Below are 24,993 nucleotides of genomic sequence, written 5' to 3'. Positions count from 1 at the left end.
GTTACAATAGGCGTCCAGCATCGGAGCAGGACATGACCCGCGTACTCGTTCTCTATCACTCGACCTACGGCCACGTGGAGCGGATGGCGCAAGCCGTCGCCGACGGCGCGCGCTCGGTGGAGGGCGTCGAGGTCGACATCAAGCGGGTCCCCGAGCTGGTCCCCGAGGAACTGGCGCGCAAGAGCGGCTACAAGCTGGACCAGGCCGCGCCGATCGCGACCGTCGACCAGCTCGCGGACTACGACGGCATCATCGTGGGGGCCGGCACCCGCTACGGCACCGCGGCCTCGCAGATGCGCAACTTCCTCGACCAGACCGGCGGCCTGTGGGCGAAGGGGGCGCTGGTCGGCAAGGTCGGCTCGGCCTTCACCTCGACCGCGACCCAACACGGCGGGCAGGAGGTCACCCTGATCGGCCTGATCCAGACCCTGCTGCATCACGGCATGGTCGTCGCCGGACTGCCTTACGCCTGGGCCGGGCAGTCGCGGATGGACGAGATCACCGGCGGCAGCCCCTATGGCGCCACCACCATCACCGGCGGCGACGGCTCGCGCATGCCAAGCGAGAACGAGCTGGACGGCGCGCGCTGGCAGGGCCGCTGGGTGGCCGAACACGCGAAGAAGCTGAGGCCGTGACCCGCCAGCCGGCGATCTTCTTCGGCCACGGCTCGCCCATGAACGCCTTGGGCGGGCCCTTCGCCGATGGCTGGCGCGCCTTGGGCGCGGCCGTCGGCAAGCCGGAGGGTGTGGTCATGGTTTCGGCCCACTGGGAGACGGTCGGCCTCGCCGTCACGGCCCATGAGAAACCGGAGACCATCCATGATATCGGCGGCTTTCCAGCCGAACTGCATGCGATGCAGTACCCCGCGCCGGGTTCTCCGGAACTCGCCGCCCGCGTCGCCGCCCTGACCGGCGCGGCCCCCACGGAGCAGTGGGGCTTGGATCACGGGACCTGGTCGGTGCTGGTCCACGTCTGGCCCGAGGCGGACGTGCCGGTCGTCCAGCTGTCGCTGGACCGGCGTCTGACCCCGCCCCAGCATTTCGACCTCGCCCGGCGCCTGCGGCCGCTGCGGGAGGAGGGGGTGATCGTCGCCGGCTCGGGGGACTTTGTGCACAACCTCGGCGCCTGGAAACGGGACGGGGGCGAGCCCTACGGCTGGGCGACCGGCTTCAACGAAGCTGTGAAGTCTGCGCTGGTCCGAGGCGACGACGCCGCCCTCGTCGACTGGGTCGGATTGGCCGAGGACGCCCAGCTCAGCGTGCCCACCGACGAGCACTTCCTGCCGTTGCTCTACGTCGCCGCCCAGCGCGGGCCGGATGACGAGGTCGCCTTCTTCAACGACGTCATCGAGGGCGGCTCGATCTCGATGACCGGGGTCCGGATCGGCTGAGGCCGCTCAGGCGGCCTTGTCCATCTCCACCATTTGCTGGATGGCGACGTAGTCGGTCTTGCCCGTGCCGAGCACCGGCACCTCGCCGACGCGGACGATCTTCTTCGGCACCGCCAGCTCCGGCGCGCCGTGCTCGCGGGCCCATTCCGCCAGCCTCGCCACCTCGGCGTCGCTGCGGTCGGTGACCAGCACCAGCTTCTCGCCCTTGCGGCTGTCGGCGACGGCGACCACGGCGTGGCGCGCCTCGGGCCAGACGGCGCTGGCCAGCCCCTCGACCGCGGTCAGCGACACCATCTCGCCGCCGATCTTGGCGAAGCGCTTGGCGCGGCCGAGGATGCAGACATAGCCCTCCTCGTCGACCGAGACGATGTCGCCGGTGTCGTGCCACCCATCCTTGAGCTGTTCGATTTCATCGGGATCGTCGGGCGACAGATAGCCCTTCATCACATTGGGCCCACGCAGGTAGAGCCGGCCGCCCTCGTCGATGCCGTCGACGGGATCGAGCCGCCATTCCATGCCCGGCAGCATCTGGCCGACGGTGCCCGGGCGATTGCGGTCGGGATGGTTGACCGCCACCACCGGCGCGGCCTCGGTGGCGCCGTAGCCCTCCAGCAGCTTGAGGCCGTGGAAGCGGGTGTTGAACAGGTGGTGGGTCTCGTCGCGCACCCGCTCGGCGCCAGCGACCACGAATTCCAGCGTTGAGAAGTCGTCAGGCCCGGCCACCCGGGCGTACTGGTTCAGGAAGGTGTCGGTGGCGAACAGGATCGAGGCCTTCACCTGCGGCAGCAGTTCGACGATCTGCCTGGCGTGCAGCGGGGAAGGGTACTGGAACGCCTTCATCCCCTGCAGCAGGGGCAGCAGCACCCCGCCGGTCAGGCCGAAGCAGTGGAAGGTCGGCAGCGGGTTGAACATCACCCATTCGGGCTTGAGGTCGATGTGCTGGGCCACCTGCCGGCAGTTGGCGACCAGGTTCGACTGGCTGAGCACCACGCCCTTGGGCGCGCCGAAGCTGCCGGAGGTGAAGAGGATGACCCCCGGCGACGACGGCTCGGTCTTCACCCGGAAGCGCTTCGGCATCAGCCCCGCCATCAGACCGTAGAGCTTGTCCGGCAGGCCGATCGAGGCGCGCACGTCGTCCAGCCAGACGATCTCGGCCACGCCCCCGATCTGTTCCACCAGCTCTTCCAGCTTCGCCTGCTGGATGAAGCGTCGGGCCGTCAGGATCTTCTTCACGCCGGCCGCGGCGATCGCCGCCTTGATGTTCCGCTCGCCGGCCGTGAAATTGATCATCACCGGCACGCGGCCGTGGGCGTGCAGGCCATAGTAGGTGACCACCACCCCCATGCTGGACGGCAGCAGGATGCCGATGCGCTCGGTCGGCGCGGTCATGGCCGCGACCTTGCGTCCCAGCACGAAGGCGGCCCGGATCAAGCCCGTGTAGGTGAGGGGCTTGCGGTCCTGGTCCTCCAGGATCTCCTTGTCGCCATAGGTGTCGCGCGCGGCGATCAGGGCGTCGAAGATGGTCTCCTCGCCGGCCTTGGGGTCCAGGGGTACGCGCAAACCGTCATCCTCCGTGCCGGCGCGTTGGCCGCACCTGTGCTTGGGCGGGGCAAACTAGTGCGCGGGCGGTTCGTTGAAAAGATACGTTACCTTGCGTGAGGCGCCTCGCCGCCTTGCCTTGGCCGCGCGGAAGGACGACATAGCCGGTTCCCGCCCCCGGAGCGCGAGTTCGCCTTGGTCACCCTGATCGACGCCCTGAAGAAGTCCCCCGCCGAGCTGCGTCACCCGGAGAAGCAGAACCGGCCGGAGAGCGCGGTGCTCAAGAAGCCGGACTGGCTGCGCGTCAAGGCGCCGGGAACGGGCCAGTACAACGCCACCCGCGCCATCGTGAAGGAGAAGGGTCTCCACACGGTCTGCGAGGAGGCCGCCTGCCCGAACATCGGGGAGTGCTGGAGCCAGAAGCACGCCACCCTGATGATCATGGGCGACACCTGCACGCGGGCCTGCGCCTTCTGCAACGTCAAGACCGGCCTGCCCGACGCGCTCGATCCGGAGGAGCCGATCAAGGTCGGCCTGGCGGTGCAGCAGATGGGCCTCAACCACGTGGTCATCACCAGCGTGGACCGGGACGACCTGTCCGACGGCGGCGCCGCCCACTTCGCCGAGGTGGTCCGCCAGATCCGCCTGCAGGCCCCGAACACAACCGTCGAGATCCTGACGCCCGACTTCCTGCGCAAGGACGGCGCGGCCGAGGTGATGATCGACGCCCGTCCGGACGTCTTCAACCACAACCTCGAGACGGTCCCGCGGCTCTATCTGAAGATCCGGCCCGGCGCCCGATACTTCCACAGCCTGCGCCTGCTGCAGATGGTCAAGGAGCGCGACCCCAACCAGTTCACCAAGTCCGGCATCATGGTCGGCCTCGGCGAGACCAAGGAGGAGGTCATGCAGGTGATGGACGACATGCGCTCCGCCGGCGTCGACTTCATCACCATCGGCCAGTACCTGCAGCCGACCCGCAAGCACGCCGCCATCGAGCGCTTCGTGACGCCCGAGGAGTTCAAGTCCTACGAGGCGATCGCGCGCGCCAAGGGGTTCCTGATGGTGTCGGCCTCGCCACTGACCCGCAGTTCGCACCACGCCGGCGAGGACTTCGCCCGGCTGAAGGCGGCGCGGCTGGCGCAGAGCGGCCGCTGAACCCGCCTTGGCCGTCCACCGCGTCACGAAGATCCTGCCATACCAGCCCGACCAGCTCGCCGATCTGGTCGCGGACGTGCGCGCCTATCCGGAGTTTGTGCCCTGGGTCACTTCGATGCGCACGTGGAACCGGCGCGAGGAGCGGCCCGGCGTGTGCGTGGAGGACGCGGAGGCTGGCGTGGGTTTCTCGTTCCTGAAGGAGCGCTTCTCGACCTGGGTGCGGCATGACCGGAACCGGCCGCTGGTCGAGGTCGGTCTGCTACGTGGACCCTTCCACCACCTCAAGAACCGCTGGGAGTTCTTCCCGCACCCGGAAGGCACGCGGGTCGAGTTCTTCATCGACTTCGCCTTCAAGGCGCGGCTGCTGGATGTGATGCTACAGACCAATTTCGACCGCGCGGTGGGCAAGCTGATGCACTGTTTCGAAGCCCGAGCGGCGCACCTCTACGGTCTGAAGGCGTGAGCTTCGACTTCGACGCCGTGGTCGTGGGTGCCGGGGCCGTAGGGCTCGCCTGCGGACAAGCGCTTTCGCGCCGCGGCCTGTCGGTGCTGGTGCTGGAGAAGGAGCCGGCCATCGGCCAGGGCGTCTCCTCGCGCAACAGCGAGGTCATTCACGGCGGCCTCTACTATCCGACGGGCTCGCTGAAGGCGCGGTTCTGCGTCGAGGGCCGGCGAGCGCTCTACCCCTTTCTCGACAGCCGCAAGGTCGACCACCGCCGCTGCGGCAAGCTGGTCGTCGCGACGGAGGAAGCGGAGGTGGCCCGCCTTCAGGTTATCCTCGAACAGGCGAGGACGAACGACGTCGAAGGTCTGGAACTCCTGACCGATGTTCAGGTGCGAGCGCTGGAGCCGGCGCTCACGGCCCGTGCCGCTATCCTGTCCCCCGAGAGCGGTGTTTTCGATAGCCACGGCTACATGCTGGCCCTGCAGGGCGAGATCGAGGACGCCGGCGGTTCGGTCGTCGCGTCGACACCGTTCGAGCGGGCCGAGCCGCTGCGGGGCGGCGGCTTCCGCATCACGGCGGGCGGAGAGGGTGGCGCGGTCCTGACCGGCCGGCTGCTGGTCACCGCGCCGGGCCTGCAGGCGCAGGACGTCGCCGCCCGCGTTGACGGCTACCCGGACGACCGCATCCCGGCCGGCCATTTCGGCAAGGGAGTCTACTTCCGGCTGGCCGGCAAGGCGCCGTTCGAGCGTCTGGTCTATCCGCCGCCGATCCCCGGAGCGCTCGGCACCCACTATCGCAAGGACCTCGGCGGCCAGGCCGTGTTCGGGCCGGACCTCGAGTACGTCGACGCCGAGGACTATTCGGTCGATCCGTCGCGGGTGGCGGCGTTCGAGCGCACCATCCGCCGCTTCTGGCCGGCCCTGCCGGAGGGCGCGCTGACGCCCGACTACGCCGGCATCCGCCCCAAGCTGCACGGACCCGGCGAGCCGCAACCGGACTTTCAGCTGCGGGGCCGGGAGGATCATGGAATCGACGGGCTGGTCGCCCTGTTCGGCATCGAGAGCCCGGGCCTGACCAGCTCGCTGGCCATAGGCGAGGCGGTGGCCGAGATGCTGGCCAATGACTGAGCCGACCTTCCGCCGCGCGACCGCGGACGACGTCCCGGCGCTGCATGGGCTGGTGCACGGCGCCTATCGCGGCGAATCCGCCCGGCGCGGCTGGACGCATGAGGCCGACCTGCTGGACGGAAACCGGATCGATCTCCCGACCCTAAAGGCCATCGTCGCCGACCCGACGCAGGCGGTGCTGCTGGCGGAGCGCGACGGCCGCCTGCTCGGCTGCGTCCAGGTGACCGACAAGGGCCGGGGGCTGGCCTACCTGGGCATGCTGACCGTGGCTCCGGCCCTGCAGGGCGAGGGACTGGGGCGCTCCCTGATCTCCGCCGCCGAGGCCGAGGCCCGGGGCCGTTTTGGGGCCGGCAAGATGGAGATGACGGTCATCGTCCAGCGCACGGAGCTGATCGACTGGTACGTCCGGCGCGGATACCGTCCGACCGGCGAGACGCGGCCCTTCCCGGCCGCTGATCCGCGATTCGGCACGCCGCGGCGTAACGACCTCGCCTTCATGGTGCTGGAGCGGGCCCTGGCTTGACCGCGGCCCTGTCCGGCGGCACTCGCCGGGGATGGAGATCGTCACTGCCCGCCTGCGTCTGCGCTCCGCTCGCCCGGACGACCTGGCGGCCCTGCATACAGTGCTCTCCGACCCCCGAGCGACGCGCTGGTGGTCGACCCCGCCCCACGCTTCTCTCGACGAGACCGCCGCCTGGCTCGACAGCATGATCGCCAATGGCCCCGACCAGCCCGACTTCGTGATCGAGCGCGACGGGGTGGTGGTCGGCAAGGCCGGCTTCTGGAAACTGCCCGAGGTCGGCTACATCCTGCATCCCGACCACTGGGGACAGGGGCTGGCGAGCGAGGCTGTGGCCGCGTCGATCGATCACGTCTTCGCCAGCCGCGATCTCGATCAGCTGACCGCCGACGTCGATCCGGACAACCTCGCATCGATTCGCCTGCTGGAGCGGCTGGGCTTCATGGGCGTCGGGTCGGCGGCGCGGACCTGGAATATCGGTGGCGAGTGGAAGGACAGCCTGTACTACGGGCTTTCGCGGCAGGATTGGCGGGATCGTCGGCCGGCGGGTTGATACCCCGCGGCCGCCCTTGAAAAGCCGCCCGGCTTCATGCATAAGCCCGCGCTCGCGTGGCGGCTCTTCCGGGGGCCGCCGCTGTTGTTTTCGCGCCTTTGCCGGCGCCCGACCAGAAGATTGAGACGGACATGGCCGTTCCGAAGCGGAAAGTATCGCCCTCGCGTCGCAACATGCGCCGCGCCCACGACGCCCTGGGCACGAACGCCTACGTCGAGGACAAGGACACCGGCGAGCTGAAGCGCCCGCACCACATCGACCTGAAGACCGGCACCTATCGCGGCCGCCAGGTCCTGACGCCGAAGGAAGACTAGGCCTTTCCGGCGCCGGTCCGCGGGACCGGATGAAGCGTTCGACGGCGCGCGGTTCTCCGCGCGCCGTTTTCGTGCGTTGATGCGCCCCCCGACTCACCGGAGGCCTCCCCATGATCCGTCGTCTGCTGCTGTCGTCCGCTGTTCTCGCGCTCGCCGCCTGCGGGGCCGAGAACGCCGCCGCCCCGGAGGCCGCGCCCGAGCCGACGCCGCCGCCCGTGGCCAGCTCCACCACGCCGCAGCTGACCGCCGAGGGCTGGGGCCCGCTGCGCATCGGCATGACCCGCGCGGAAGTGGTCGCCGCCCTCGGGGAGGACGCAAATCCGGAGGCGGTCGGCGGGCCGGATCCCGCCAGCTGCGACGAGTTCCGCCCCGAGCGGGCGCCGGAGGCCATGCTGGTGATGATCGAGCGCGACCGGTTGACCCGCATCTCGCTGATCCGACCTTCGGATGTGACCACGGACCGCGGCTACGGCGTCGGCGACCCCGGCGACGGCATCGCGGCGGCCTACGGCGCCGGCGCTGTGCGCGAACCGCACAAGTACGAACCCGCGCCGGCCGGCTACATAACCGCATGGAGCCGCGGCGGCGGAACGGGCTATGTCGAGGATCCCGACGCCCGCGGCCTGGTCTTCGAGGTCGGCCAGGACGGGGCGGTCAAGGCCATCCGGGCCGGCGGGCCCTCCATCCAGTACGTCGAAGGCTGCGCCTGAACCTGCGTCCTGTTCCGAGTGTCCGAAAGCGTCCCACGAATCCGGCGGACACCCGGACGCTTCCCCCCCCCGCGCCGGCTTCCTTGCCCGACCCGGGCGCGGCGGCTAAACGCGAGCCATCTCTCGCTTCCCGCAGACAGAGCGCCCCATGACCGACATCGCTGAAATCGTCGCCCGCCAGATCCTCGATAGCCGGGGCAACCCCACGGTCGAGGTCGACGTGGTGCTGGACGACGGCAGCTTCGGCCGCGCCGCCGTGCCTTCGGGGGCCTCGACCGGCGCCCACGAGGCGGTGGAGCTGCGCGACGGGGACAAGGACCTGTGGGGCGGCAAGGGCGTCCAGAAGGCGGTCGACGCCGTGAACGGCGAGATCTTCGACGCCTTGTCCGGCATGGACGCCGAGGACCAGCGGCGCATCGACGAGGCGCTGATCTCACTGGACGGCACGCCGAACAAGGGCCGGCTGGGCGCCAACGCCATCCTCGGCGTCAGCCTCGCCTGCGCCAAGGCCAGCGCCATCAGCTCGAACCTGCCGCTTTACCGCTATCTGGGCGGGGTTTCGGCCCGGGTGCTGCCGACGCCGATGATGAACATCATCAACGGCGGCGCCCACGCCGACAATCCGATCGACATCCAGGAGTTCATGATCCTGCCGACCGGCGCCGAGAGCTTCTCCGAGGCCTTGCGCATGGGCGCCGAGATCTTCCACGCCCTGAGGAAGGCGCTCAAGGACGCCGGCCACAACACCAACGTCGGCGACGAGGGCGGTTTCGCCCCGAACCTGCAGTCGGCCGAGGCGGCGCTGGAGTTCATCACCCAGGCGGGTCAGTCGGCGGGCTACCTGGCCGGCGAGGACTTCCAGCTGGGCCTCGACGTCGCCTCGACCGAATTCTTCAAGGACGGCAAATACGTCTTGGCCGGGGAGGGCAAGACCTTCGATCAGGAGGCCATGGTCGGCTACCTCGCCGACCTTTGCGAGCGCTTCCCGATCGTCTCGATCGAGGACGGCTGCGCCGAGGACGACTTCGACGGCTGGAAGCTGCTGACCGAACGGCTCGGCGACCGCGTCCAGCTGGTCGGCGACGACCTGTTCGTGACCAATCCCGCCCGTCTGGCCGCCGGCATCGGCGAGGGCCTCGCCAACTCGATCCTCATCAAGGTCAACCAGATCGGCACGCTTTCCGAGACCCTCGATGCGGTCGATATCGCCCACCGCGCTGGCTACACGGCGGTGATGAGCCACCGTTCGGGCGAGACCGAGGACTCGACCATCGCCGACCTCGCCGTGGCCACCAACTGCGGGCAGATCAAGACCGGCTCGCTGGCCCGCTCGGACCGCACCGCCAAGTACAACCAGCTGCTCCGCATCGAGGAGATGCTGGGCGACCAGGGCGCCTACTACGGCGACGGCATGCTGCTGAAGTAGGCCACGGGAGCGGACGCAGATCCTGCGGCCAAGCTACGGTTCGTTAGGCATTTTCGGTCAGGACTCATTGATCACGAGTCCGCGCTCAGAAGGAGCGTCCGAGTGCCCGAGCGGATGAAGCCCTACGTCCCGTCCTGCGTCCTGTTGCTGCTGATCGCCTATCTCGGCGTGCAGGCCTTGACCGGCGAGCGCGGCCTGCTGGGCGGCGGCGAGCGCGAGGCCATGCTGCTGCGCCGCGAGGCCCAGCTGGCGCGAATCCTCGAGGAGCGGCGGGATCTGGAGGTGCGCGTCCGTTACCTGCGCACCGACAGTCTGTCGCGCGACCTGCTCGAGGAGCGGGCCCGGGCCGTGCTGGGCTTCGCCGACCCTCGTGACTATGTGATCCGCGTCTCCCATCCGGCCTCTGATCGGGCCCGCGCCGCCAATTCGTGAACTTTCGTTACAGCTTGACCGGGCCGCTTTGCGTTTCGGGAACGAAGGCTGCTAAAGCCCCTTTCCGTAACGACAGAGGCCCGTGCCGCGGGCCCAGCCGGGAGTGAAGACGGATGGCGAAAGCCCCCGCCGCCAAAGCTGATTCCAGCAAGGCCAGGAGTATCCCCAACACGCCGCAGGCCTCGAAGGAGGACCTGCTGCGCTACTATCGCGAGATGGTCCTCATCCGCCGCTTCGAGGAGCGTGCGGGCCAGCTCTACGGCATGGGGCTGATCGGCGGCTTCTGCCGCCTCTACATCGGCCAGGAGGCCGTCGCGGTGGGCGTTCAGGAGAGCATCAAGCAGGGTCACGACAAGATCATCACCGGCTACCGCGACCACGGCCACATGCTGGCCGCCGGCATGGATCCGAAGGAGGTCATGGCCGAGCTGACGGGGCGCATCGGCGGCTCGTCCAAGGGCAAGGGCGGCTCGATGCACATGTTCGACGTGCCCACCGGCTTCTACGGCGGCCACGGCATCGTCGGCGCCCAGGTGGCGCTGGGCACCGGCTTGGCCTTCGCCGGCAAGTATCGGGGGGATGACAGCGTCAGCTTCGTCTACTTCGGCGACGGCGCCGCCAACCAGGGGCAGGTCTACGAGAGCTTCAACATGGCGCAGCTGTGGAAGCTGCCGGCGATCTACATCATCGAGAACAACCAGTACGCCATGGGCACCTCGATCGAGCGCTCGTCGGCGACGACCGAGCTCTACCAGCGCGGCGCCAGCTTCGGCATTCCGGGCGAGCAGGTCGACGGCATGGACGTGCTGGCCGTGCGCGACGCCACGGCGCGGGCCGTAAAGCGGGCCCGCGAAGGCGGCGGACCCTACATCCTCGAGGTGAAGACCTACCGCTACCGCGGCCACTCGATGTCGGACCCGGCCAAGTACCGCACCAAGGAGGAGGTCGACGAGGTCAAGAAGACCCGCGACCCCATCGAGCACGTCAAGATGCTGCTCGAGCAGGCCAAGGCCACCGAGGACGAGCTGAAGGCCATCGACAACGAAATCAAGGCGATCGTCGCCGAAGCCGTGCAGTTCGCTCAAGAGAGCCCGGAGCCGGACCCGTCCGAGCTCTACACCGACGTCTACGTGGAGGCCTGATCCGTGACCGACATCCTGATGCCGGCGCTGTCTCCGACGATGGAAGAGGGCACCCTGACCAAGTGGCACATCAAGGCGGGCGACACCGTGTCGGCCGGCCAGGTGATCGCCGAGATCGAGACGGACAAGGCGACCATGGAGGTCGAGGCCGTCGACGAGGGCGAGGTGCTGGAGATCCTCGTGGCCGAAGGCTCCGAGAACGTGAAGGTCAACACGCCGATCGCGCGTCTTGCGGGCGATGAAGCCGCGGCCAGACCGTCTACAAGCACGTCGACCATATCGGCGACTTCCGAGGCTACACCCTCGACAACCGCCACTTCTGCGGCCCGGTCCGACGCTTCGGGCGATCCCGAAAAGAAGGACGACACGGCGAAGGGGCCGAAGGTCGAACTGAAGGATCCGGAGCTCCCGGCCGACGCCAAGCTGGTCAAGACGACGATCCGCGACGCGCTGCGCGACGCCATGGCCGAGGAGATGCGCCGCGACGAGGCGGTCTTCCTGATCGGCGAGGAAGTCGCCCAGTACCAGGGCGCCTACAAGGTCAGCCGCGAGCTGCTGCAGGAGTTCGGCCCCCAGCGGGTCGTCGACACGCCGATCACCGAGCACGGCTTCGCCGGCCTCGGCGTCGGCGCGGCCATGGCCGGGCTGAAGCCGATCGTCGAGTTCATGACCTTCAACTTCGCCATGCAGGCGATCGACCACATCATCAACTCGGCGGCCAAGACGCTGTACATGTCGGGCGGCCAGATCCGGGCGCCGATCGTGTTCCGCGGTCCCAACGGCGCGGCCAGCCGCGTGGCGGCGCAGCACAGCCAGGACTATTCGGCCTGGTACGCCCAGGTGCCGGGCCTGAAGGTCATCGCGCCCTATGACGCGGCCGACGCCAAGGGCCTGCTGAAGGCGGCCATCCGCGACCCCAACCCCGTCGTCTTCCTCGAGCACGAGATGATGTACGGGCTGGAGTTCGACGTGCCCGAGGTCGAGGACTGGGTGCTGCCGATCGGCAAGGCCAAGGTCCGCCGCGAGGGGACCGACGTCACCATCACCGCCCACAGCCGCATGGTCGGCTTCGCCCTGCAGGCCGCCGAGAAGCTGGCGGAGGAGGGGATCTCGTGCGAGGTGGTCGACCTGCGCACCCTGCGTCCGCTGGACCACGAGACCATCGTCGAAAGCGTGAAGAAGACCAGCCGCCTGGTCTCGGCCGAGGAAGGCTGGGGGCCGATGGGGGTCGGGGCCGAGGTGGTGGCGCGGGTGATCGAGCACGCCTTCGATTACCTGGACGCGCCCCCGCTGCGGGTCCACCAGGAAGACGTGCCGTTGCCCTACGCCGCCAATCTCGAAGCCCTGTCGCTGCCTGGCGCCGACAAGATCATCAAGGCCGTCAAGGCGGTGATGGCATGAGCGAACCTGACGCCCACCAGCTGAAGACGCCGGAGAGCGTCGCCGCCGATCCGGAGGCCATCGAGATCATCCGGATGTGGTGGTCGAAGAGCGAGCCGGTGATGTCCGTGAAGCCCGCCTTCAACGATCCGGCGAAGTTCGGCGAGCTGCTCGCCATCGCCGCGCGGCATATGGCGTACGGCTACGCCGTGCGGCACGGGCACGACGAGAAGCAGGCCTACAATCGAATTCTCCAGGGGCTGAGCGACGTCATCAAGGCGGACAACGTCCAGACGCTCGCCGAGCCGACCACGCCGTCGGGGAGCGTACAATGACCGACATCCTGATGCCCGCCCTGTCCCCGACCATGGAGGAGGGCGTCCTCGCCAAGTGGCACATCAAGGCTGGCGACACGGTCAAGGCGGGCGACGTCATCGCCGAGATCGAGACCGACAAGGCGACCATGGAGGTCGAGGCGGTCGACGAGGGCGAGGTGGCCGAGATCCTCGTTCCCGAGGGAACCGAGGCGGTGAAGGTCAACACGCCGATCGCCCGACTGAAGGGGGAGGACGGCGCGCCCGCGCCGGCGCCGAAGCCTGCCGAGGCCGCTCCGCAGAAGGCCGCCGCGCAGAAGGCCGAACCGGCCCCGGCCGGCCATGAGAGCGGCGAGGCTGTCGCGACGCCGCAAGGCGTGAAGCCCGCCTCGGCGAGCGCTTCCGCCAGGGCTGACGGCGGTCGCATCTTCGCTTCACCGCTGGCGCGCCGCCTGGCGGCCCAGGGAGGTCTGGATCTCACGTCGATCAAGGGCACCGGTCCGCGCGGCCGAATCGTGCGCCGCGACGTCGAGGCCGCCGGCAAGGGCGGCGCTGCGGCTCCCGCGGCCGGCCAGGCCGGCGCCGAGCCGCGCAAGGTCCAGTCTCTCGCCCAGATGGGCATCCCGGACGGCAGCTACGACCTCGTGCCGCTGGACGGCATGCGCAAGGCCATCGCCCGGCGCCTGACCGACAGCTTCCGCGACGTGCCGCACTTCCCGCTCGAAATCGACTGCGAGATCGACGGCCTGCTGGCCGCCCGCGCCAGGGTCAACGCCCTGCTGGAAAAGGACGGGATCAAGGTCTCGGTCAACGACTTCGTCCTGAAGGCCTCCGCCATGGCGCTGAAGGCGGTGCCGGAAGCGAACGCCAGCTATTCGCCCGAAGGCATCGCCATGCACCACCACGCCGACGTGGCCATGGCCGTGGCCATCGACGGCGGGCTGATCACCCCGATCATCCGCAAGGCGGAGACCAAGTCGCTGCGCGAGATCGCGATGGAGTCGAAGGACCTTGCGAAGCGGGCCCGCGACCGCAAGCTGAAGCCCGAGGAGTTCCAGGGCGGCACCTTCTCGGTCTCCAATCTCGGCATGTTCGGCATCAAGGCCTTCGCCTCGATCATCAACGAGCCGCAGGGCGCGATCATGAGCGTCGGGGCCGGCGAACAGCGTCCTGTCGTCGAGAACGGCCAGCTGGCGGTGGCGACGGTCATGACAGTCACCCTGACCTGCGATCATCGCGTGGTGGACGGAGCCGTCGGCGCCCGCTTCCTGCAGATGTTCAAGGCGATGATCGAGGACCCGGTGACCATGCTGGCCTGACGGCCGGGAGCGGGGCGGGGGCCCCGGGGGGAGGGGAAGGATGTCCGAGACGACAGCAGGCCCGGCGGGCCTGGAGCGACGAAGCTGCGTGGACTGCGGCGCGTCCCTGGTGGGGCCGTTCTGCCACGCCTGCGGTCACGACAGCCGCACCCGCGTGCTTCCGCTCAGCGACCTGCTCGGCAATGTCCTCGCGGAGAGCTTCAACCTCGAGGGCAAGACCTTCCTGACCGCCGACGCCATGCTGCGCCGGCCCGGCGACCTGCTGGTCGCCTTCCGCGAGGGCCGCAGCCTCTACACCACGCCGTTCAAGCTGTTCCTGATCGTCTCGGCGGCCTTCTTCGTCTTCCTCGTGTGGAGCGACGTCGCCATCTACCAGTTCCTGCCGGTGCGGACCGGCGCCACGCCCGTCACGGCCGAGCTGGTCCCGAACGGGGTGCGGCTGATCGGCGGCGAGTTGCGGGATGTCTTCCTCATGCCGCGCGCCGACGGCTCGGTGGCGCGCGAGAGAATTGCCGCGCTGGAGGCGGTGCGCCCGGCCGCGGACGCGGTCCAGGCCCGCGCCATCGCCGACTTCATCCAGTACCAGACCGCCTGGACCGGGCTGAACGCGACGCTCGAGACCTGGCTCCCGCGCCTGCTGTGGCTGCTGATCCCGATCTACGCCCTGATGCTGTGGCCGCTGTTCGGCCGCCGTCGGCTGCTGGTCGAGCACCTCGTTTTCGCCCTCTGGGCGCACTGCCTGATCTTCATCCTGCTGGTGCTGTTCGCCACCCTGAACTGGCTCGGTCTCCAGCTCAGCTTCTGGCTGCTGGCCATCCCCTACCTGGCCTATTTCACATTGGCGGCGCGCCGCTATTACGACCTCTCCACCCTGGGCTCGGTGTGGCGCGGGGCGGTCCACCTGGCCGCCTTCTTCCTGCTCGCCTGGCTGCCGGTGGCGCTCGGCGTGGCGTGGACGAGCGCCTGGGACCGGCTGCCGGAGTCGTTCTGGTCGGCCGCGACCAGCCAGGGGATGGACGACATCGACCGCTGGGTGCTGCCGCTTTCAGACGAGTGAACCCCGGCGGGCCTTGCCCGGGAGACGACCCCGGCCCCATGATGCGGGCAGGGAAGGGCGGAGGCGGGGCGATCGCGTGACGGCTGAAGGAGCGCAGCCCTGTCTGGCCTGCGGAGCGGTGCTGGGCGGCCGGTACTGTCACGCGTGCGGCCAGGATTCGCAGGCGCGGCCGCGGCCGCTGCGCGATTGGGCGGCGGAAGCCTTCTCGGAGGCCAACCTGGTGGACGGCCGCACCGCGCGGACGCTGATCGCGCTGGCGCTCCGGCCCGGCCGCCTGCTCGAGGCCTGTCGCGACGGCTCCGGCTCGCTGTACCAGACCCCGACGAAGTCGTTCGTCGTGGCGACGGCCCTGTTCCTGCTGGCCCTGAACTTCTCCGACGTGGCGCTCTACCAGTACGTGGCCCGCGTGACGGACCCGACCCGCCCCGTGACGGCCGTGGCCGACCCCGACGGCGCCACCGTCCATCTCGGCAACGTCACCCAGGCGGAGCTGTGGATGCAGCGGCGGGTGGAGCCCGCGATCGACACGGCGGTCACCGCCGCGGTGCAGGCCGCCGCGGACCGGGCCACGACCGAGCTCGACCGCCAGAACCTGCTCTACGAGAACCAGAACAACAGCGAGCAGGCGATCATCAGCGAGCGTCTCGCGGCCTGGCTCCCCAACGCCCTCTGGCTGCTGATGCCGGCCTACGCCCTGATGCTCGCGCCCTTCTTCGGGCGGCGGCTGTTCATGGAGCATCTGATCTTCGCCCTGTGGGCGCATGTCGCGGGCTTCAGCCTGCTGATCCTCCTGGCTCTCGCCAACAAGTTCGGCGCAGCGGCCCCCGCCTGGCCGCTGGTGTTTCCGTACCTCGCCTTCTTCACGCTGGCCGCCAGCCGGTACTACGGCGTCGGGCGGCTGCAGGCGCTGTGGCGGGGCGGCGTTCACCTTGCGCTCTACACGGGCCTGGCCCTGTTCCCGGCCGGACTGGCCGTGGCGATCTCGGCGATGGATTTCGAAGCCTTCATGGCCTTCGTCCGCGCCTGACATTTCGTTTCCCGATGAGCCGGGGAGGGTGCCTTTCGCGTTCCCTGCAGGCTAAGAGGCCGGGGACAAGGAGATATGCGCATGGCTCAGTTCGATCTGGTCGTCATCGGTTCCGGCCCCGGGGGCTATGTGGCCGCAATCCGCGCCTCGCAGCTGGGCCAGAAGGTCGCCATCATCGAGCGCGAGAACCTCGGCGGCATCTGCCTGAACTGGGGCTGCATCCCGACCAAGGCGCTGCTGAAATCGGGCGAGAAGTTCGAGAGTCTGTCGCACCTGAAGGACTACGGCCTCTCGGCGGAGAAGGTCGGCTTCGACTTCGACGCCATCATCCAGCGCTCGCGAGGCGTGGCCGCCCAGATGAACAAGGGCGTCGCCTTCCTGATGAAGAAGCACAAGATCGAGGTGATCGAGGGCTCGGCGAAGCTGGAGAAGGGCGCCGCGGCCCCGAAGGTGGTGGTGAAGCTGAACGCCGGCGGCGAGCGCACGGTCGAGGCGAAGGCGGTGATGCTGGCGGTCGGCGCGCGGGCGAGGGCGCTGCCGCAGATCGGTCTGGAGGCCGACGGCGAGCGGATCTGGGCCTATCGTGAAGCGCTGGCGCCGAAGCGGCTGCCGAAGTCCTTCGTGGTCATCGGATCGGGGGCCATCGGTCTGGAATTCGCCAGCTTCTATCGTGCCTTGGGGGCGGAAGTTACGGTCGTGGAAGCGGTCGAGCGGATCATGCCGGTCGAGGACGAGGAAGTCTCCAAGGCGGCGCAGAAGGCCTTCGAGAAGCGCGGCATCAAGTTCCGCACCGGCGCCAAGGTGACCAAGGTCTCGAAGACGGGGCAGGGGGTGCAGGTCGCCGTCGAGGTCGGCGGCAAGGCCGAGACCCTCGAGGCCGAGATCTGCATCTCCGCCGTCGGCATCACCGCCAACACCGACGGCATCGGGCTGGAAGCGCTCGGCGTCGAGATGGACCGCGGGCATATCAAGACCGGTCCGCACGGCGAGACCAATGTGAAGGGACTGTACGCCATCGGCGACTGCGCCGGCGCGCCCTGGCTGGCGCACAAGGCGTCGCACGAGGGCATTCACGCCGCCGAGCACATCGCCGGGTTCCGCAGCCCGAACATCCATTCGCCGATCGCCGGCTGCACCTACACCCAGCCGCAGGTGGCCTCGGTCGGCCTGACCGAGCAGGCGGCGAAGGCGGCCGGTCGCGAAGTCAAGGTGGGGCGCTTCCCGTTCCGCGTGAACGGCAAGGCGGTGGCGGCCGGCGAGATCGAGGGCTTCGTCAAGACCATCTTCGACAGCAAGACCGGCGCGCTCGTCGGCGCTCACATGATCGGGGCGGAAGTCACGGAAATGGTGCAGGGTTTCGTCACCGCGATCACCCTTGAGGCGACCGAGGAAGACATGCACGGCATTGTCTATCCGCACCCGACCATGAGCGAGGCCATGCACGAGGCGTCGCTCGACGCCTGGCAGCGCGTCCTGCACATCTGAACCGCCTCAGTCGGGGGCGGCGTCGGTCACCGGGCGGGCGCTCTGGGTGTATTCACGGGCCGAGGGAATGGAGCGCTCGCTGGCTTCGTAGCGGGTGCAGAGACCGCGGTAGTTCGGCCGGGCGCAAAGCTCCCAGACGCCGCGCTGGACCCGAATGGACCGGACCGGCCACTGCAGATCGAGGTCCGGACTGGGGCCGGTCAGGGTGCGGGCGGGCCCGCGGTACCCGATATCGCGGTAGATGATGGCCAACGGCTCGGCGGGCGACGGCGCCGCCGCTGTGATGAAGCCGGCGGCGGCGGCCAGCAAGGCCGTCAGGAGGAGGCGGTGCGGCGTCATGCGAAATCTCCCGCGACAGGCGTCCGGAGGCGCAGACGCACCATACTCCGGACCCATCCCGCTCGCCAGACCTGTGACACGCCTAAGACATATTATGCGAAATAAGCGATCGCCTTACCTGGTGCCGCCGCGGTCCTGGAGCCGCGCCGCGAGGCTCGACGTGTCCCAGCGGGAGCCGCCCAGGGCCTGGACCTCGGAATAGAACTGATCGACCAGCGCCGTCAGGGCCAGATGGCTGCCGTTGGCGCGGGCCTCCTCGAGCACCAGCCCGAGATCCTTGCGCATCCAGTCGACGGCGAAGCCGAAGTCGAACTCGCCGCGGGCCATGGTCTTCCAGCGATTGTCCATCTGCCAGGACTGCGCCGCGCCCTGGGAGATCGCATCGTAGACCGCGTCGGCGTCGAGGCCGGCCGACTGCGCGAAATGCACGGCCTCGGCGAGGCCCTGGACGACGCCGGCGATGCAGATCTGGTTGACCATCTTCGTCAGCTGGCCCGCGCCCGCGGGCCCCATGTACTTCACGGCCTTGGCGTAGGCGGCGAGCACCGGCTCGACGCGGGCCAGCGCGGCCGCGTCCCCGCCGGCCATGACGCTGAGCTTGCCGGCTTCGGCGCCGGCCTGGCCGCCCGAAACCGGCGCGTCGATGAACGCGACGCCGGATGTCTCCGCCCGGACCGCCATCTCCCGGGCCACACGCGCCGAGGTCGTGGTGTGGTCGACGATCACGGCCCCGCGCCCGAGGTGCGGAAGCGCCTCGAGGACGACCTGGCGAACATCGTCATCGTTTCCGACGCAGAGGACGAGCATCTCGGCGCCCCGGGCCGCTTCGGCCACGGTGGAGGCGAAGCGGCCGCCCGTGACCGCGGCCCAGGCCTGCGCCTTGGCCGATGAGCGGTTGAAGCCCGTCACCTCGTGTCCGGCGGCGACCAGATGGCGGGCCATCGGCCCGCCCATGACGCCCAGTCCCGCGAAACCGATCTTCATTCGCCCTCTCCCATGGCTCCGTAGCGACCTCGCCAGTAGGTCAGCGCGGGTCCCTCCCCGACCGCGAAGTCCTCGACGCGGCCGACGATGATCATGTGGTCGCCCATTCGGATGCGGTCGTGGGCGGCGCAGTCGAAGCGCGCCAGGGCGTCGGGGAGACAGGGGGCACCGTCGGCCTGACGTTCGAACTCGCCTTCGGACAGGAGTGCGACGCCGCGGGCGAAGCGCGCCGCGCGGGGGCGGTCCGCCGCCGAGAGGACATGGACAGCGAAGCGGTCGGCGGCGGCGAAGGCCGGCCAGCGCTCCGACCGCTCGTCCAGGCACCAGAGGATGAGTCGCGGCTTCAGGGAGACGGAGGTGAAGGAGTTGATGGTCAGACCGAGCGGCCCCTGGGCGCTGTCCGCCGTCACCACGCACACGCCGGTGGCGAAGGCCCCGAGCGCGCGGCGGTAGGCAGTGGTTTCGGCGGTCGGGTGGTCGGGCGGCGGTTCGAGGGTCACGGGTTCGACCTAGGCGGCCCGGACGCGGGGGGCAAGGCATGGATGGGAAACGTCGCCTTAACGCCTCGCCGTCCAGGATCGGGACAGTCCCGTCGGAGCCCCTCCCCCATGTCCATGAGCGATCGGCCGATCCTCATCAAGAAGGTCAAGAAGGTCGCGGGGCACGGCCATCACGGCGGCGCCTGGAAGGTGGCCTACGCCGACTTCGTGACCGCGATGATGGCCTTCTTCCTGCTGATGTGGCTGATCAACACGACGGATCCGGAGCAGAAGCGCGGCATCGCCGAGTACTTCGCCCCGGCGAGCGTTTCCGAATCGACGTCCGGCTCGGGCGGCATCCTGGGCGGGACCTCGCTGGGCGAGGACGGCTCCAAGGGCTCCGGCTCGATGTCGGTGATCACGCAACTGGCCCCGGAAGCCCCCGAGGACGCCCCGCCGGAGGCCGGACAGAGCTCGAACCTCGCCGCGGCGAGCGAGGCCGAGCTGCGCGAGGAGATCGCCCGGCGCGAGGCCGCGGACTTCGCCTCGGCGGCGGAATCGCTGCGTCAGGCGATGCAGTCGATGCCGGAGCTGGCCGAGCTGTCGAAACAGCTGATCATCGACCAGACGCCGGAGGGCCTGCGCATCCAGCTGGTCGACCAGGAAGGCCGATCGATGTTCGAGACCAACTCGGCCCGGCCGAACCCCCGCGCCCAGCTGCTTTTGCGCGCCATCTCGCGGGTGATCAACCAGCTGCCGAACCGCATCTCGATCACCGGCCACACCTCGGCGGCGCCCGGATCGAACCGGGCCAGCGGCCCGAACGACTGGCCCCTGTCCTCCAACCGCGCCAACGCCTCGCGCCTGATCCTTCAGGCGGCCGGTGTCGACCCCGACCGGGTCTACCAGGTCTCGGGCAAGGCGGGGTCGGACCCGCTGTATCCGGACGATCCGACGCTGGCCGGCAACCGCCGCATCGCCATCGTGCTGCTGCGCGAGGCGCCGGTGCTGCCCACGGACACCAGCCTGTGACCCGCCGCCCGGCCAGCGAGGGTCGGGCTTGCGCCGGGGCGCGGAGCGGTCCCACATACGCACATGTGCAAGGCGCCGGATTTCGGGCGGAATTGGATGGCGTGGTGAGCTCGTGACCCGCTTCGTTCCGCAACGCCAGCTGCGCTTCTACATGACCTCGGTCGCTCCCTGCCCCTACCTGCCGGGGCAGACCGAGCGGAAGGTGTTCGCCAACCTGCCCTTCTCGGACGGGGTGCACGTCAACGACGAGCTGACCCAGGCCGGGTTCCGGCGCAGCCAGAACATCGCCTACCGGCCGGCGTGCGAGAGCTGCGACGCCTGCGTTTCGGTCCGCATTCCCACCGGGCAGTTCGCCTTCTCCCGGTCGCAGCGACGGGTGCTGGCGAGGAACGGGGATCTGAGCCGCGATCTGGTCGAGGCGGAGGCGACGACCGAGCAGTTCGACCTGCTGCGGCGCTATCTGGCGGCGCGGCATCCCGGCGGCGGAATGACCGGCATGGGCTGGCTCGACTATGTGGCCATGGTCGAGGACACGGCGGTGCGGACCCACCTGATCGAATACCGGCTGCCCTCCCCCGACGGCGGTCCCGGGGACCTGGTGGGGGTGTGCCTGACCGACCTGCTCTCGGACGGGCTGTCGATGGTCTACAGCTTCTTCGATCCGGATCAGGAGGCGCGGAGCCCGGGGCGGTTCGCCATCCTCGACCACGTGCGGCAGGCGCAGGCGGTGGGGCTGCCATACGTCTACCTGGGCTACTGGGTGCGGGGCTCGGAGAAGATGGACTACAAGGCCGGCTTCCGGCCGCTGGAGCAGTTGACCCGGCTGGGCTGGCGGGCCCTGCCCTAGCCGGTCGCCGGGACCGAGGTCTCCTGCCCCGCCGACTGCGGTCCGACCCACGGGCCCGGGTCCCGCCCGCCGCCGAATTTCACCAGTGCGTCAATGCGCTTCCCGATCGGCGGGTGAGTGGCGAACAGGCCCTCCAGGCCGCGGCCGTCCGGCTGGTTGTCGAGGAACATCTGCTGCACCTCGTCCGGCCCCTTCAGTGAGGAGCGGCCCTCGATCTTGCGCAGGGCCGAGATCATCGCGTCGGGGTTCTTGGTCAGCTCTACGGAGCCGGCGTCGGCGACGAATTCGCGGGTGCGCGACAGCATCATGCGGATGACCACGGCGAGAGCGACGCCGACGGCGGCGAAGGCCAGGCCGATGAGGATCAGCGGCCCGGCGTTGGAGTTCTTCGAGCGGCCGCGCCCTCCCCCGGTATGGATGAGGGCGCGGAAGACCAGTTCGGCCAGCACGCTGATGATGCCGGCGAAGATGGAGGCGATGACCATGGTCCGCACGTCCCTGTTGATGACGTGGGTGAGCTCGTGGGCCAGCACCGCCTCGACCTCGTCGCGGCTCAGGGCGTTCACCAGGCCGCGGGTGACGGTGACGCTGTAGCGGCCCTCGTGCAGGCCGGTGGCGAAGGCGTTGAGGCTGTCACTCTCGATCATGCGCAGGGTCGGGGTGCGCAGGCCACGGGAGATGGCGAGGTTTTCCAGCAGGTTATAAAGCTCGGGTTCAGACCGTCTCTCAACCTTCCGGGCGCCGGTGATCGAGTCGATGATGGCCTGGTTGCCGAAGTAGGCGATGGCGAACCAGATCGCCGCCACGACGAGGGCGGTCGGCACGGTCCAGCCCAGCCAGGAGGCGGCCAAGGCCATGTCGTCGCCCAGCCCCCGCCCCGTGCCGGGCAGCAGGCCGAAGCCCATCATCACCAGCTGCGCGCCGTAGAGGATGAAGACCAGCAGCACCGGGAAGCCCGCCAGCAGCAGGATCGACCGGGTGTTGTTCGCCCAGATGTGGGTCTGGAGCCCGACGGCGCCCATGGGTCGATCAGGCCTGGAAATTCACCGTCGGCGGGGCGGCGGTCATGGCGGCGCGGTCGGCCTCGCCCACGTCGAAGAAGGGCTTGTCCGAGCCGAAGCCGACGAGCCCGGCGAACAGGACCACGGGGAACTGGCGGCGGGCGGCGTTGAACTCGGAGACGGCGTTGTTGAAGAACCGGCGGGCGGCGGCCAGCTTGTTCTCGATGTCCGACAGCTCGGTCTGCAACTGCTGGAAGTTGGTGTTGGCCTTGAGGTCCGGATAGGCCTCGGCGACGGCGAACAGACGGCCGAGCGCGCCGGTCAACATGTTCTCGGCCTGCACCCGCTCGTTGATGTTGTGCGCCCCGGCGGCGGCGGCCCGCGCCTGGGTGACGGCGTCGAGGGTGCCGCGCTCGTGGGTGGCGTAGCCCTTCACCGTCTCGACCAGATTGGGGATCAGGTCCTGGCGCTGCTTGAGCTGGACGTCGATGTCCGCGAACGACTGGTCGGCGCGCTGATCCAGCGCCACGAGGCGATTGTAGCCGCCGATGACGATGAAGGCGACGATCGCCCCGACGACAAGGCCGATGATGATGAAGGTCATGTCGGTCTCCAAAGCGGGGCGGCAGGCCCCTCGCCCCGACTATCGCCGCTCACGCTCACGCCGCGAAGTGAAATCGTGGTCACCTCCTGCGGGTCACCGGAACTTCCGCAGCCCGCGCGGGCCCTGGCGCCCGGCCTGGGCGCGCTTGCCGAGCCAGTCCTTCCAGTCCGGCCACTGGCGGCGACGGCCGCCGCCGTCGACCCATTCGGGACCGGACTCGGCGTTGAAGGTGGTGAGATCAGCGAGGCCGCCCTGCTTGAACGACTGGAGCTTGACGCCCTTGCCGCGCCCCATCTCGGGCAACTCGTCGACGCGGAAGACCAGCGCCTTGATGTTCTCGCCGATGGTGGCGACATGATCGCCGGCGACGCGCAGGGCGGCCAGCATCTCGCCGTTGAGCACCTGTTTGCCGCCGCGCTTCTGGGCGAGCAGGTCGTCCTCGGGAGCGACGAAGCCGTAGCCGGCCTTCGAGGCGACCAGCAGCTTCGCCCCCGGCTGGTGCGCCACCAGATTGACGACGCCCACTCCCTCGTCGAGGTCGATCATCAGCCGCACCGGCTCGCCGTGGCCGCGGCCGGAGGCCAGCTTGTCGGCGCCGATGGTGAAGATGCGGCCGTCCGAAGCCGCCAGCAGCAGCTTGTCGGTCGTGTACGCCGGGACGAGGAAGGCGAGACTGTCGCCCTCCTTGAACTTCAGCTCGGACGGGTCGTCGACCTTGCCCTTCTGGGCGCGGATCCAGCCGCGCTCGGAGAGGACGACGGTGATCGCCTCGCGCGGGATGAAGGCCTCGATGGGCGCGAAGGCGGAGGTGTCCACCGCCTCCGAGATGGTCGTACGGCGCGGCGAGATCATCGCCTTGCGCACGTCCTGCAGCCCTAGGGCGATGAGCTTCGACTGCTTCGCCGGCGAGGCGATCATCGCACGCAGGCCGGCAAGTTCCTCGGACAGTGCCTTGTATTCGTTCTCGATCGCCATCTCCTCGATGCGCGCCAGCTGGCGCAGCCGGGTGTCGAGGACATAGTCGGCCTGGAGTTCGGACAGGCCGAAGCGGGCGATCAGGACAGCCTTCGGCTGCTCCTCCTCGCGAACGATACGGATCACCTCATCGAGGTTGAGGAAGACGATGCGCAGGCCTTCCAGCAGGTGGAGGCGCTTCTCGATCTTCTGGATGCGCCAGTTCCCGCGCCGGACCAGCACTTCGCGGCGGTGATCGAGGAAGGCCTGCAGACAGGCCTTGAGGCCCATAACCCGCGGCGTGCCGGTCGCGTCCAGCACGTTCATGTTGATCGGAAAGCGGATCTCGAGGTCGGAGAGCTTGAACAGGCTCTCCATCAGCACCTCGGGCTCGACCGTGCGGGACTTCGGCTCGAGGATGAGGCGGATATCCTCGGCCGACTCGTCGCGCACGTCGGCGAGCAGCGGCGCCTTCTTGTTCTCGATCAGCTCGGCGAGATCGGCGATCAGCTTGGACTTCTGGACCTGGTACGGCACCTCGGTGACGACGATGCGCCAGACGCCGCGGCCGAGGTCCTCGGTCTCCCAGCGGGCGCGCAGGCGTACGCCGCCGCGGCCGGTCTCGTAGGCGTCGAGGATGGAGGCGTGGCCCTCGACGGCGACGCCGCCGGTCGGGAAGTCGGGCCCGGGGACGATCGCCGCCAGTTCTTCGGTCGTCGCTTCCGGCCTGTCGAGCAGCAGCTGGCAGGCCTCGATCAGCTCGCCGACGTTGTGCGGCGGGATCGAGGTGGCCATGCCGACGGCGATGCCGGAGGAGCCGTTGGCCAGCAGGTTGGGGAAACCGGCGGGCAGGACGACCGGCTCCTCGTCCTGGTCGTCGTAGGTGGGGCGGAAATCGACGGCGTCCTGGTCGATGCCGTCCATCAGCAGCATGGCGGCCGGCGTGAGCTTGCACTCGGTGTAGCGCATGGCCGCGGCGCTATCGCCGTCGATGTTGCCGAAATTGCCCTGACCGTCGACCAGCGGGTAGCGCTGCGAGAAGTCCTGGGCGAGGCGCACGAGGGCGTCGTAGATCGAGGCGTCGCCGTGCGGGTGGAAGCCACCCATCACCTCGCCGACGACCTTGGCGCACTTGCGCGCCGCCGCCTGCGGGTTCAGCCGCATCTCGTGCATGGCGTACATGATGCGCCGGTGCACCGGCTTGAAGCCGTCGCGCACATCCGGGAGGGCGCGGTTGGTGATGGTCGAGAGCGCATAGGCGAGATAGCGGCGCGACAGCGCCTCGCTCATGGGCTCGTCGATGATGCGACCGCCTTCCGGCGGCGGGGTATGAACGGTCATGGGAAACTGATTCGAGCCTGGAAGCCGTCAGTCTAGCGCAGGATCGCCGTCCATGCCGGAAAGCGCCTGTGGGC

26 protein-coding genes and 1 pseudogene are annotated in these 24,993 nt (G+C 69.2%); 20 read left to right on the top strand and 7 right to left on the bottom strand.

Annotation, left to right across the window (positions count from 1 at the left end):
• Positions 1–32: 32 nt before the first annotated feature.
• Both wrbA and ygiD read left to right on the top strand, forming a co-directional pair.
• Positions 33–635, top strand: a complete 603-nt coding sequence (gene wrbA, locus BM333_RS05980) for an NAD(P)H:quinone oxidoreductase (RefSeq protein ID WP_092308354.1) — start codon at positions 33–35, stop codon at positions 633–635.
• On the top strand, positions 632–1,390 hold the full coding sequence (ygiD, locus tag BM333_RS05975; protein WP_177221811.1) for a 4,5-DOPA-extradiol-dioxygenase: 759 nt from the start codon (positions 632–634) through the stop codon (positions 1,388–1,390). Before wrbA ends, ygiD begins: the two co-directional genes overlap by 4 nt.
• Positions 1,391–1,396: 6 nt before the next feature.
• On the opposite strand, the gene BM333_RS05970 is transcribed toward ygiD, so the two are convergent.
• The gene (locus BM333_RS05970; protein ID WP_092308352.1) at positions 1,397–2,950 is read right to left on the bottom strand and encodes an AMP-binding protein; all 1,554 of its coding nucleotides are present in this window, start codon (positions 2,948–2,950) and stop codon (positions 1,397–1,399) included.
• Positions 2,951–3,124: 174 nt separating this feature from the next.
• On the opposite strand from BM333_RS05970, the gene lipA reads away from it, so the two are divergent.
• The 16 genes from lipA (at position 3,125) to lpdA (ending at position 17,338) form a co-directional block, all read left to right on the top strand.
• A complete protein-coding gene (lipA, locus tag BM333_RS05965) occupies positions 3,125–4,087 on the top strand; it encodes a lipoyl synthase (protein ID WP_092308349.1) in 963 nt (320 codons plus the stop codon).
• Positions 4,088–4,094: 7 nt separating this feature from the next.
• Positions 4,095–4,550: a type II toxin-antitoxin system RatA family toxin gene (locus BM333_RS05960; RefSeq protein WP_092308347.1), complete on the top strand. Its 456-nt coding sequence runs from the start codon at positions 4,095–4,097 to the stop codon at positions 4,548–4,550.
• Positions 4,547–5,659, top strand: coding sequence for an NAD(P)/FAD-dependent oxidoreductase (locus tag BM333_RS05955; RefSeq protein WP_092308344.1), 1,113 nt, complete (start codon positions 4,547–4,549; stop codon positions 5,657–5,659). The genes BM333_RS05960 and BM333_RS05955 overlap by 4 nt, the downstream gene beginning before the upstream one ends.
• Entirely contained in the window at positions 5,652–6,182 is a 531-nt protein-coding gene (locus BM333_RS05950) for a GNAT family N-acetyltransferase (RefSeq protein WP_092308342.1), read from the top strand. Before BM333_RS05955 ends, BM333_RS05950 begins: the two co-directional genes overlap by 8 nt.
• Positions 6,183–6,213: 31 nt before the next feature.
• Positions 6,214–6,732 (top strand): GNAT family N-acetyltransferase, encoded by a 519-nt coding sequence (locus BM333_RS05945; RefSeq protein ID WP_092308339.1) that lies wholly within the window; start codon positions 6,214–6,216, stop codon positions 6,730–6,732.
• A 131-nt stretch (positions 6,733–6,863) separates the two neighbouring features.
• On the top strand, positions 6,864–7,046 hold the full coding sequence (rpmF, locus tag BM333_RS05940) for a 50S ribosomal protein L32 (protein WP_056449735.1): 183 nt from the start codon (positions 6,864–6,866) through the stop codon (positions 7,044–7,046).
• 110 nt (positions 7,047–7,156) lie between these two features.
• Positions 7,157–7,756 (top strand): hypothetical protein, encoded by a 600-nt coding sequence (locus BM333_RS05935; RefSeq protein ID WP_092308337.1) that lies wholly within the window; start codon positions 7,157–7,159, stop codon positions 7,754–7,756.
• A gap of 148 nt (positions 7,757–7,904) precedes the next feature.
• On the top strand, positions 7,905–9,182 hold the full coding sequence (gene eno / locus BM333_RS05930) for a phosphopyruvate hydratase (protein WP_092308335.1): 1,278 nt from the start codon (positions 7,905–7,907) through the stop codon (positions 9,180–9,182).
• A 114-nt stretch (positions 9,183–9,296) separates the two neighbouring features.
• Entirely contained in the window at positions 9,297–9,614 is a 318-nt protein-coding gene (locus BM333_RS05925) for an FtsB family cell division protein (RefSeq protein ID WP_092308333.1), read from the top strand.
• Positions 9,615–9,727: 113 nt separating this feature from the next.
• Complete coding sequence (gene pdhA / locus BM333_RS05920) at positions 9,728–10,756, top strand: pyruvate dehydrogenase (acetyl-transferring) E1 component subunit alpha (protein WP_092308331.1); 1,029 nt, start codon at positions 9,728–9,730, stop codon at positions 10,754–10,756.
• A gap of 3 nt (positions 10,757–10,759) precedes the next feature.
• A complete protein-coding gene (locus tag BM333_RS05915; RefSeq protein ID WP_092308329.1) occupies positions 10,760–12,157 on the top strand; it encodes a pyruvate dehydrogenase complex E1 component subunit beta in 1,398 nt (465 codons plus the stop codon).
• Entirely contained in the window at positions 12,154–12,471 is a 318-nt protein-coding gene (locus BM333_RS05910; RefSeq protein ID WP_092308327.1) for a DUF5076 domain-containing protein, read from the top strand. Before BM333_RS05915 ends, BM333_RS05910 begins: the two co-directional genes overlap by 4 nt.
• Positions 12,468–13,769, top strand: coding sequence for a pyruvate dehydrogenase complex dihydrolipoamide acetyltransferase (locus BM333_RS05905; protein WP_092308325.1), 1,302 nt, complete (start codon positions 12,468–12,470; stop codon positions 13,767–13,769). Before BM333_RS05910 ends, BM333_RS05905 begins: the two co-directional genes overlap by 4 nt.
• 40 nt (positions 13,770–13,809) lie before the next feature.
• The gene (locus BM333_RS05900; RefSeq protein ID WP_092308323.1) at positions 13,810–14,826 is read left to right on the top strand and encodes a DUF3667 domain-containing protein; all 1,017 of its coding nucleotides are present in this window, start codon (positions 13,810–13,812) and stop codon (positions 14,824–14,826) included.
• A gap of 76 nt (positions 14,827–14,902) precedes the next feature.
• On the top strand, positions 14,903–15,853 hold the full coding sequence (locus BM333_RS05895) for a DUF3667 domain-containing protein (RefSeq protein WP_177221810.1): 951 nt from the start codon (positions 14,903–14,905) through the stop codon (positions 15,851–15,853).
• Between the two features lie 81 nt (positions 15,854–15,934).
• Positions 15,935–17,338, top strand: coding sequence for a dihydrolipoyl dehydrogenase (lpdA, locus tag BM333_RS05890; protein ID WP_092308319.1), 1,404 nt, complete (start codon positions 15,935–15,937; stop codon positions 17,336–17,338).
• Positions 17,339–17,344: 6 nt separating this feature from the next.
• Here lpdA and BM333_RS05885 read toward each other — a convergent pair whose 3' ends face one another.
• The 3 genes from BM333_RS05885 to BM333_RS05875 form a co-directional block, all read right to left on the bottom strand.
• Positions 17,345–17,677 (bottom strand): beta/gamma crystallin-related protein, encoded by a 333-nt coding sequence (locus BM333_RS05885; protein WP_177221809.1) that lies wholly within the window; start codon positions 17,675–17,677, stop codon positions 17,345–17,347.
• Between the two features lie 114 nt (positions 17,678–17,791).
• Positions 17,792–18,661 (bottom strand): NAD(P)-dependent oxidoreductase, encoded by an 870-nt coding sequence (locus BM333_RS05880; RefSeq protein WP_092308314.1) that lies wholly within the window; start codon positions 18,659–18,661, stop codon positions 17,792–17,794.
• Positions 18,658–19,161, bottom strand: coding sequence for a flavin reductase family protein (locus BM333_RS05875; protein WP_092308312.1), 504 nt, complete (start codon positions 19,159–19,161; stop codon positions 18,658–18,660). Before BM333_RS05875 ends, BM333_RS05880 begins: the two co-directional genes overlap by 4 nt.
• 108 nt (positions 19,162–19,269) lie before the next feature.
• On the opposite strand from BM333_RS05875, the gene BM333_RS05870 reads away from it, so the two are divergent.
• Both BM333_RS05870 and BM333_RS05865 read left to right on the top strand, forming a co-directional pair.
• Positions 19,270–20,172 (top strand): flagellar motor protein MotB, encoded by a 903-nt coding sequence (locus BM333_RS05870; protein WP_092308309.1) that lies wholly within the window; start codon positions 19,270–19,272, stop codon positions 20,170–20,172.
• 112 nt (positions 20,173–20,284) lie between these two features.
• Positions 20,285–21,065 (top strand): annotated as a pseudogene (locus tag BM333_RS05865) (arginyltransferase); the annotation flags it as partial.
• On the opposite strand, the gene BM333_RS05860 reads toward BM333_RS05865, so the two are convergent.
• The 3 genes from BM333_RS05860 to parC all read right to left on the bottom strand — a co-directional run bounded on the left by BM333_RS05860 (position 21,016) and on the right by parC (position 24,919).
• A complete protein-coding gene (locus BM333_RS05860) occupies positions 21,016–22,041 on the bottom strand; it encodes a M48 family metallopeptidase (RefSeq protein ID WP_092308304.1) in 1,026 nt (341 codons plus the stop codon). The pseudogene BM333_RS05865 and the gene BM333_RS05860 overlap by 50 nt on opposite strands.
• A 7-nt stretch (positions 22,042–22,048) precedes the next feature.
• Positions 22,049–22,624: a LemA family protein gene (locus BM333_RS05855; protein ID WP_092308302.1), complete on the bottom strand. Its 576-nt coding sequence runs from the start codon at positions 22,622–22,624 to the stop codon at positions 22,049–22,051.
• Positions 22,625–22,717: 93 nt separating this feature from the next.
• Positions 22,718–24,919: a DNA topoisomerase IV subunit A gene (parC, locus tag BM333_RS05850; protein WP_092308300.1), complete on the bottom strand. Its 2,202-nt coding sequence runs from the start codon at positions 24,917–24,919 to the stop codon at positions 22,718–22,720.
• Positions 24,920–24,993: the final 74 nt, after the last annotated feature.

Source organism: Brevundimonas viscosa, assembly GCF_900116065.1.
GTDB lineage: Bacteria > Pseudomonadota > Alphaproteobacteria > Caulobacterales > Caulobacteraceae > Brevundimonas > Brevundimonas viscosa.
The sequence above is the reverse complement of the archived record's forward strand: the minus strand, read 5'-3'. Positions and strand labels throughout refer to the sequence as shown.

Excerpts from the sequence above, each read along its gene's own strand:
- wrbA (WP_092308354.1), top strand. The coding sequence starts at position 33 with ATGACCCGCGTACTCGTTCTCTATCACTCGACCTACGGCCACGTGGAG.
- BM333_RS05950 (WP_092308342.1), top strand. The coding sequence starts at position 5,652 with ATGACTGAGCCGACCTTCCGCCGCGCGACCGCGGACGACGTCCCGGCG.
- BM333_RS05945 (WP_092308339.1), top strand. The coding sequence starts at position 6,214 with ATGGAGATCGTCACTGCCCGCCTGCGTCTGCGCTCCGCTCGCCCGGAC.
- rpmF (WP_056449735.1), top strand. The coding sequence starts at position 6,864 with ATGGCCGTTCCGAAGCGGAAAGTATCGCCCTCGCGTCGCAACATGCGC.
- BM333_RS05935 (WP_092308337.1), top strand. The coding sequence starts at position 7,157 with ATGATCCGTCGTCTGCTGCTGTCGTCCGCTGTTCTCGCGCTCGCCGCC.
- eno (WP_092308335.1), top strand. The coding sequence starts at position 7,905 with ATGACCGACATCGCTGAAATCGTCGCCCGCCAGATCCTCGATAGCCGG.
- BM333_RS05925 (WP_092308333.1), top strand. The coding sequence starts at position 9,297 with ATGAAGCCCTACGTCCCGTCCTGCGTCCTGTTGCTGCTGATCGCCTAT.
- pdhA (WP_092308331.1), top strand. The coding sequence starts at position 9,728 with ATGGCGAAAGCCCCCGCCGCCAAAGCTGATTCCAGCAAGGCCAGGAGT.
- BM333_RS05910 (WP_092308327.1), top strand. The coding sequence starts at position 12,154 with ATGAGCGAACCTGACGCCCACCAGCTGAAGACGCCGGAGAGCGTCGCC.
- BM333_RS05905 (WP_092308325.1), top strand. The coding sequence starts at position 12,468 with ATGACCGACATCCTGATGCCCGCCCTGTCCCCGACCATGGAGGAGGGC.
- BM333_RS05900 (WP_092308323.1), top strand. The coding sequence starts at position 13,810 with ATGTCCGAGACGACAGCAGGCCCGGCGGGCCTGGAGCGACGAAGCTGC.
- lpdA (WP_092308319.1), top strand. The coding sequence starts at position 15,935 with ATGGCTCAGTTCGATCTGGTCGTCATCGGTTCCGGCCCCGGGGGCTAT.
- BM333_RS05885 (WP_177221809.1), bottom strand. The coding sequence starts at position 17,677 with ATGACGCCGCACCGCCTCCTCCTGACGGCCTTGCTGGCCGCCGCCGCC.
- BM333_RS05880 (WP_092308314.1), bottom strand. The coding sequence starts at position 18,661 with ATGAAGATCGGTTTCGCGGGACTGGGCGTCATGGGCGGGCCGATGGCC.
- BM333_RS05870 (WP_092308309.1), top strand. The coding sequence starts at position 19,270 with ATGTCCATGAGCGATCGGCCGATCCTCATCAAGAAGGTCAAGAAGGTC.
- BM333_RS05860 (WP_092308304.1), bottom strand. The coding sequence starts at position 22,041 with ATGGGCGCCGTCGGGCTCCAGACCCACATCTGGGCGAACAACACCCGG.
- BM333_RS05855 (WP_092308302.1), bottom strand. The coding sequence starts at position 22,624 with ATGACCTTCATCATCATCGGCCTTGTCGTCGGGGCGATCGTCGCCTTC.
- parC (WP_092308300.1), bottom strand. The coding sequence starts at position 24,919 with ATGACCGTTCATACCCCGCCGCCGGAAGGCGGTCGCATCATCGACGAG.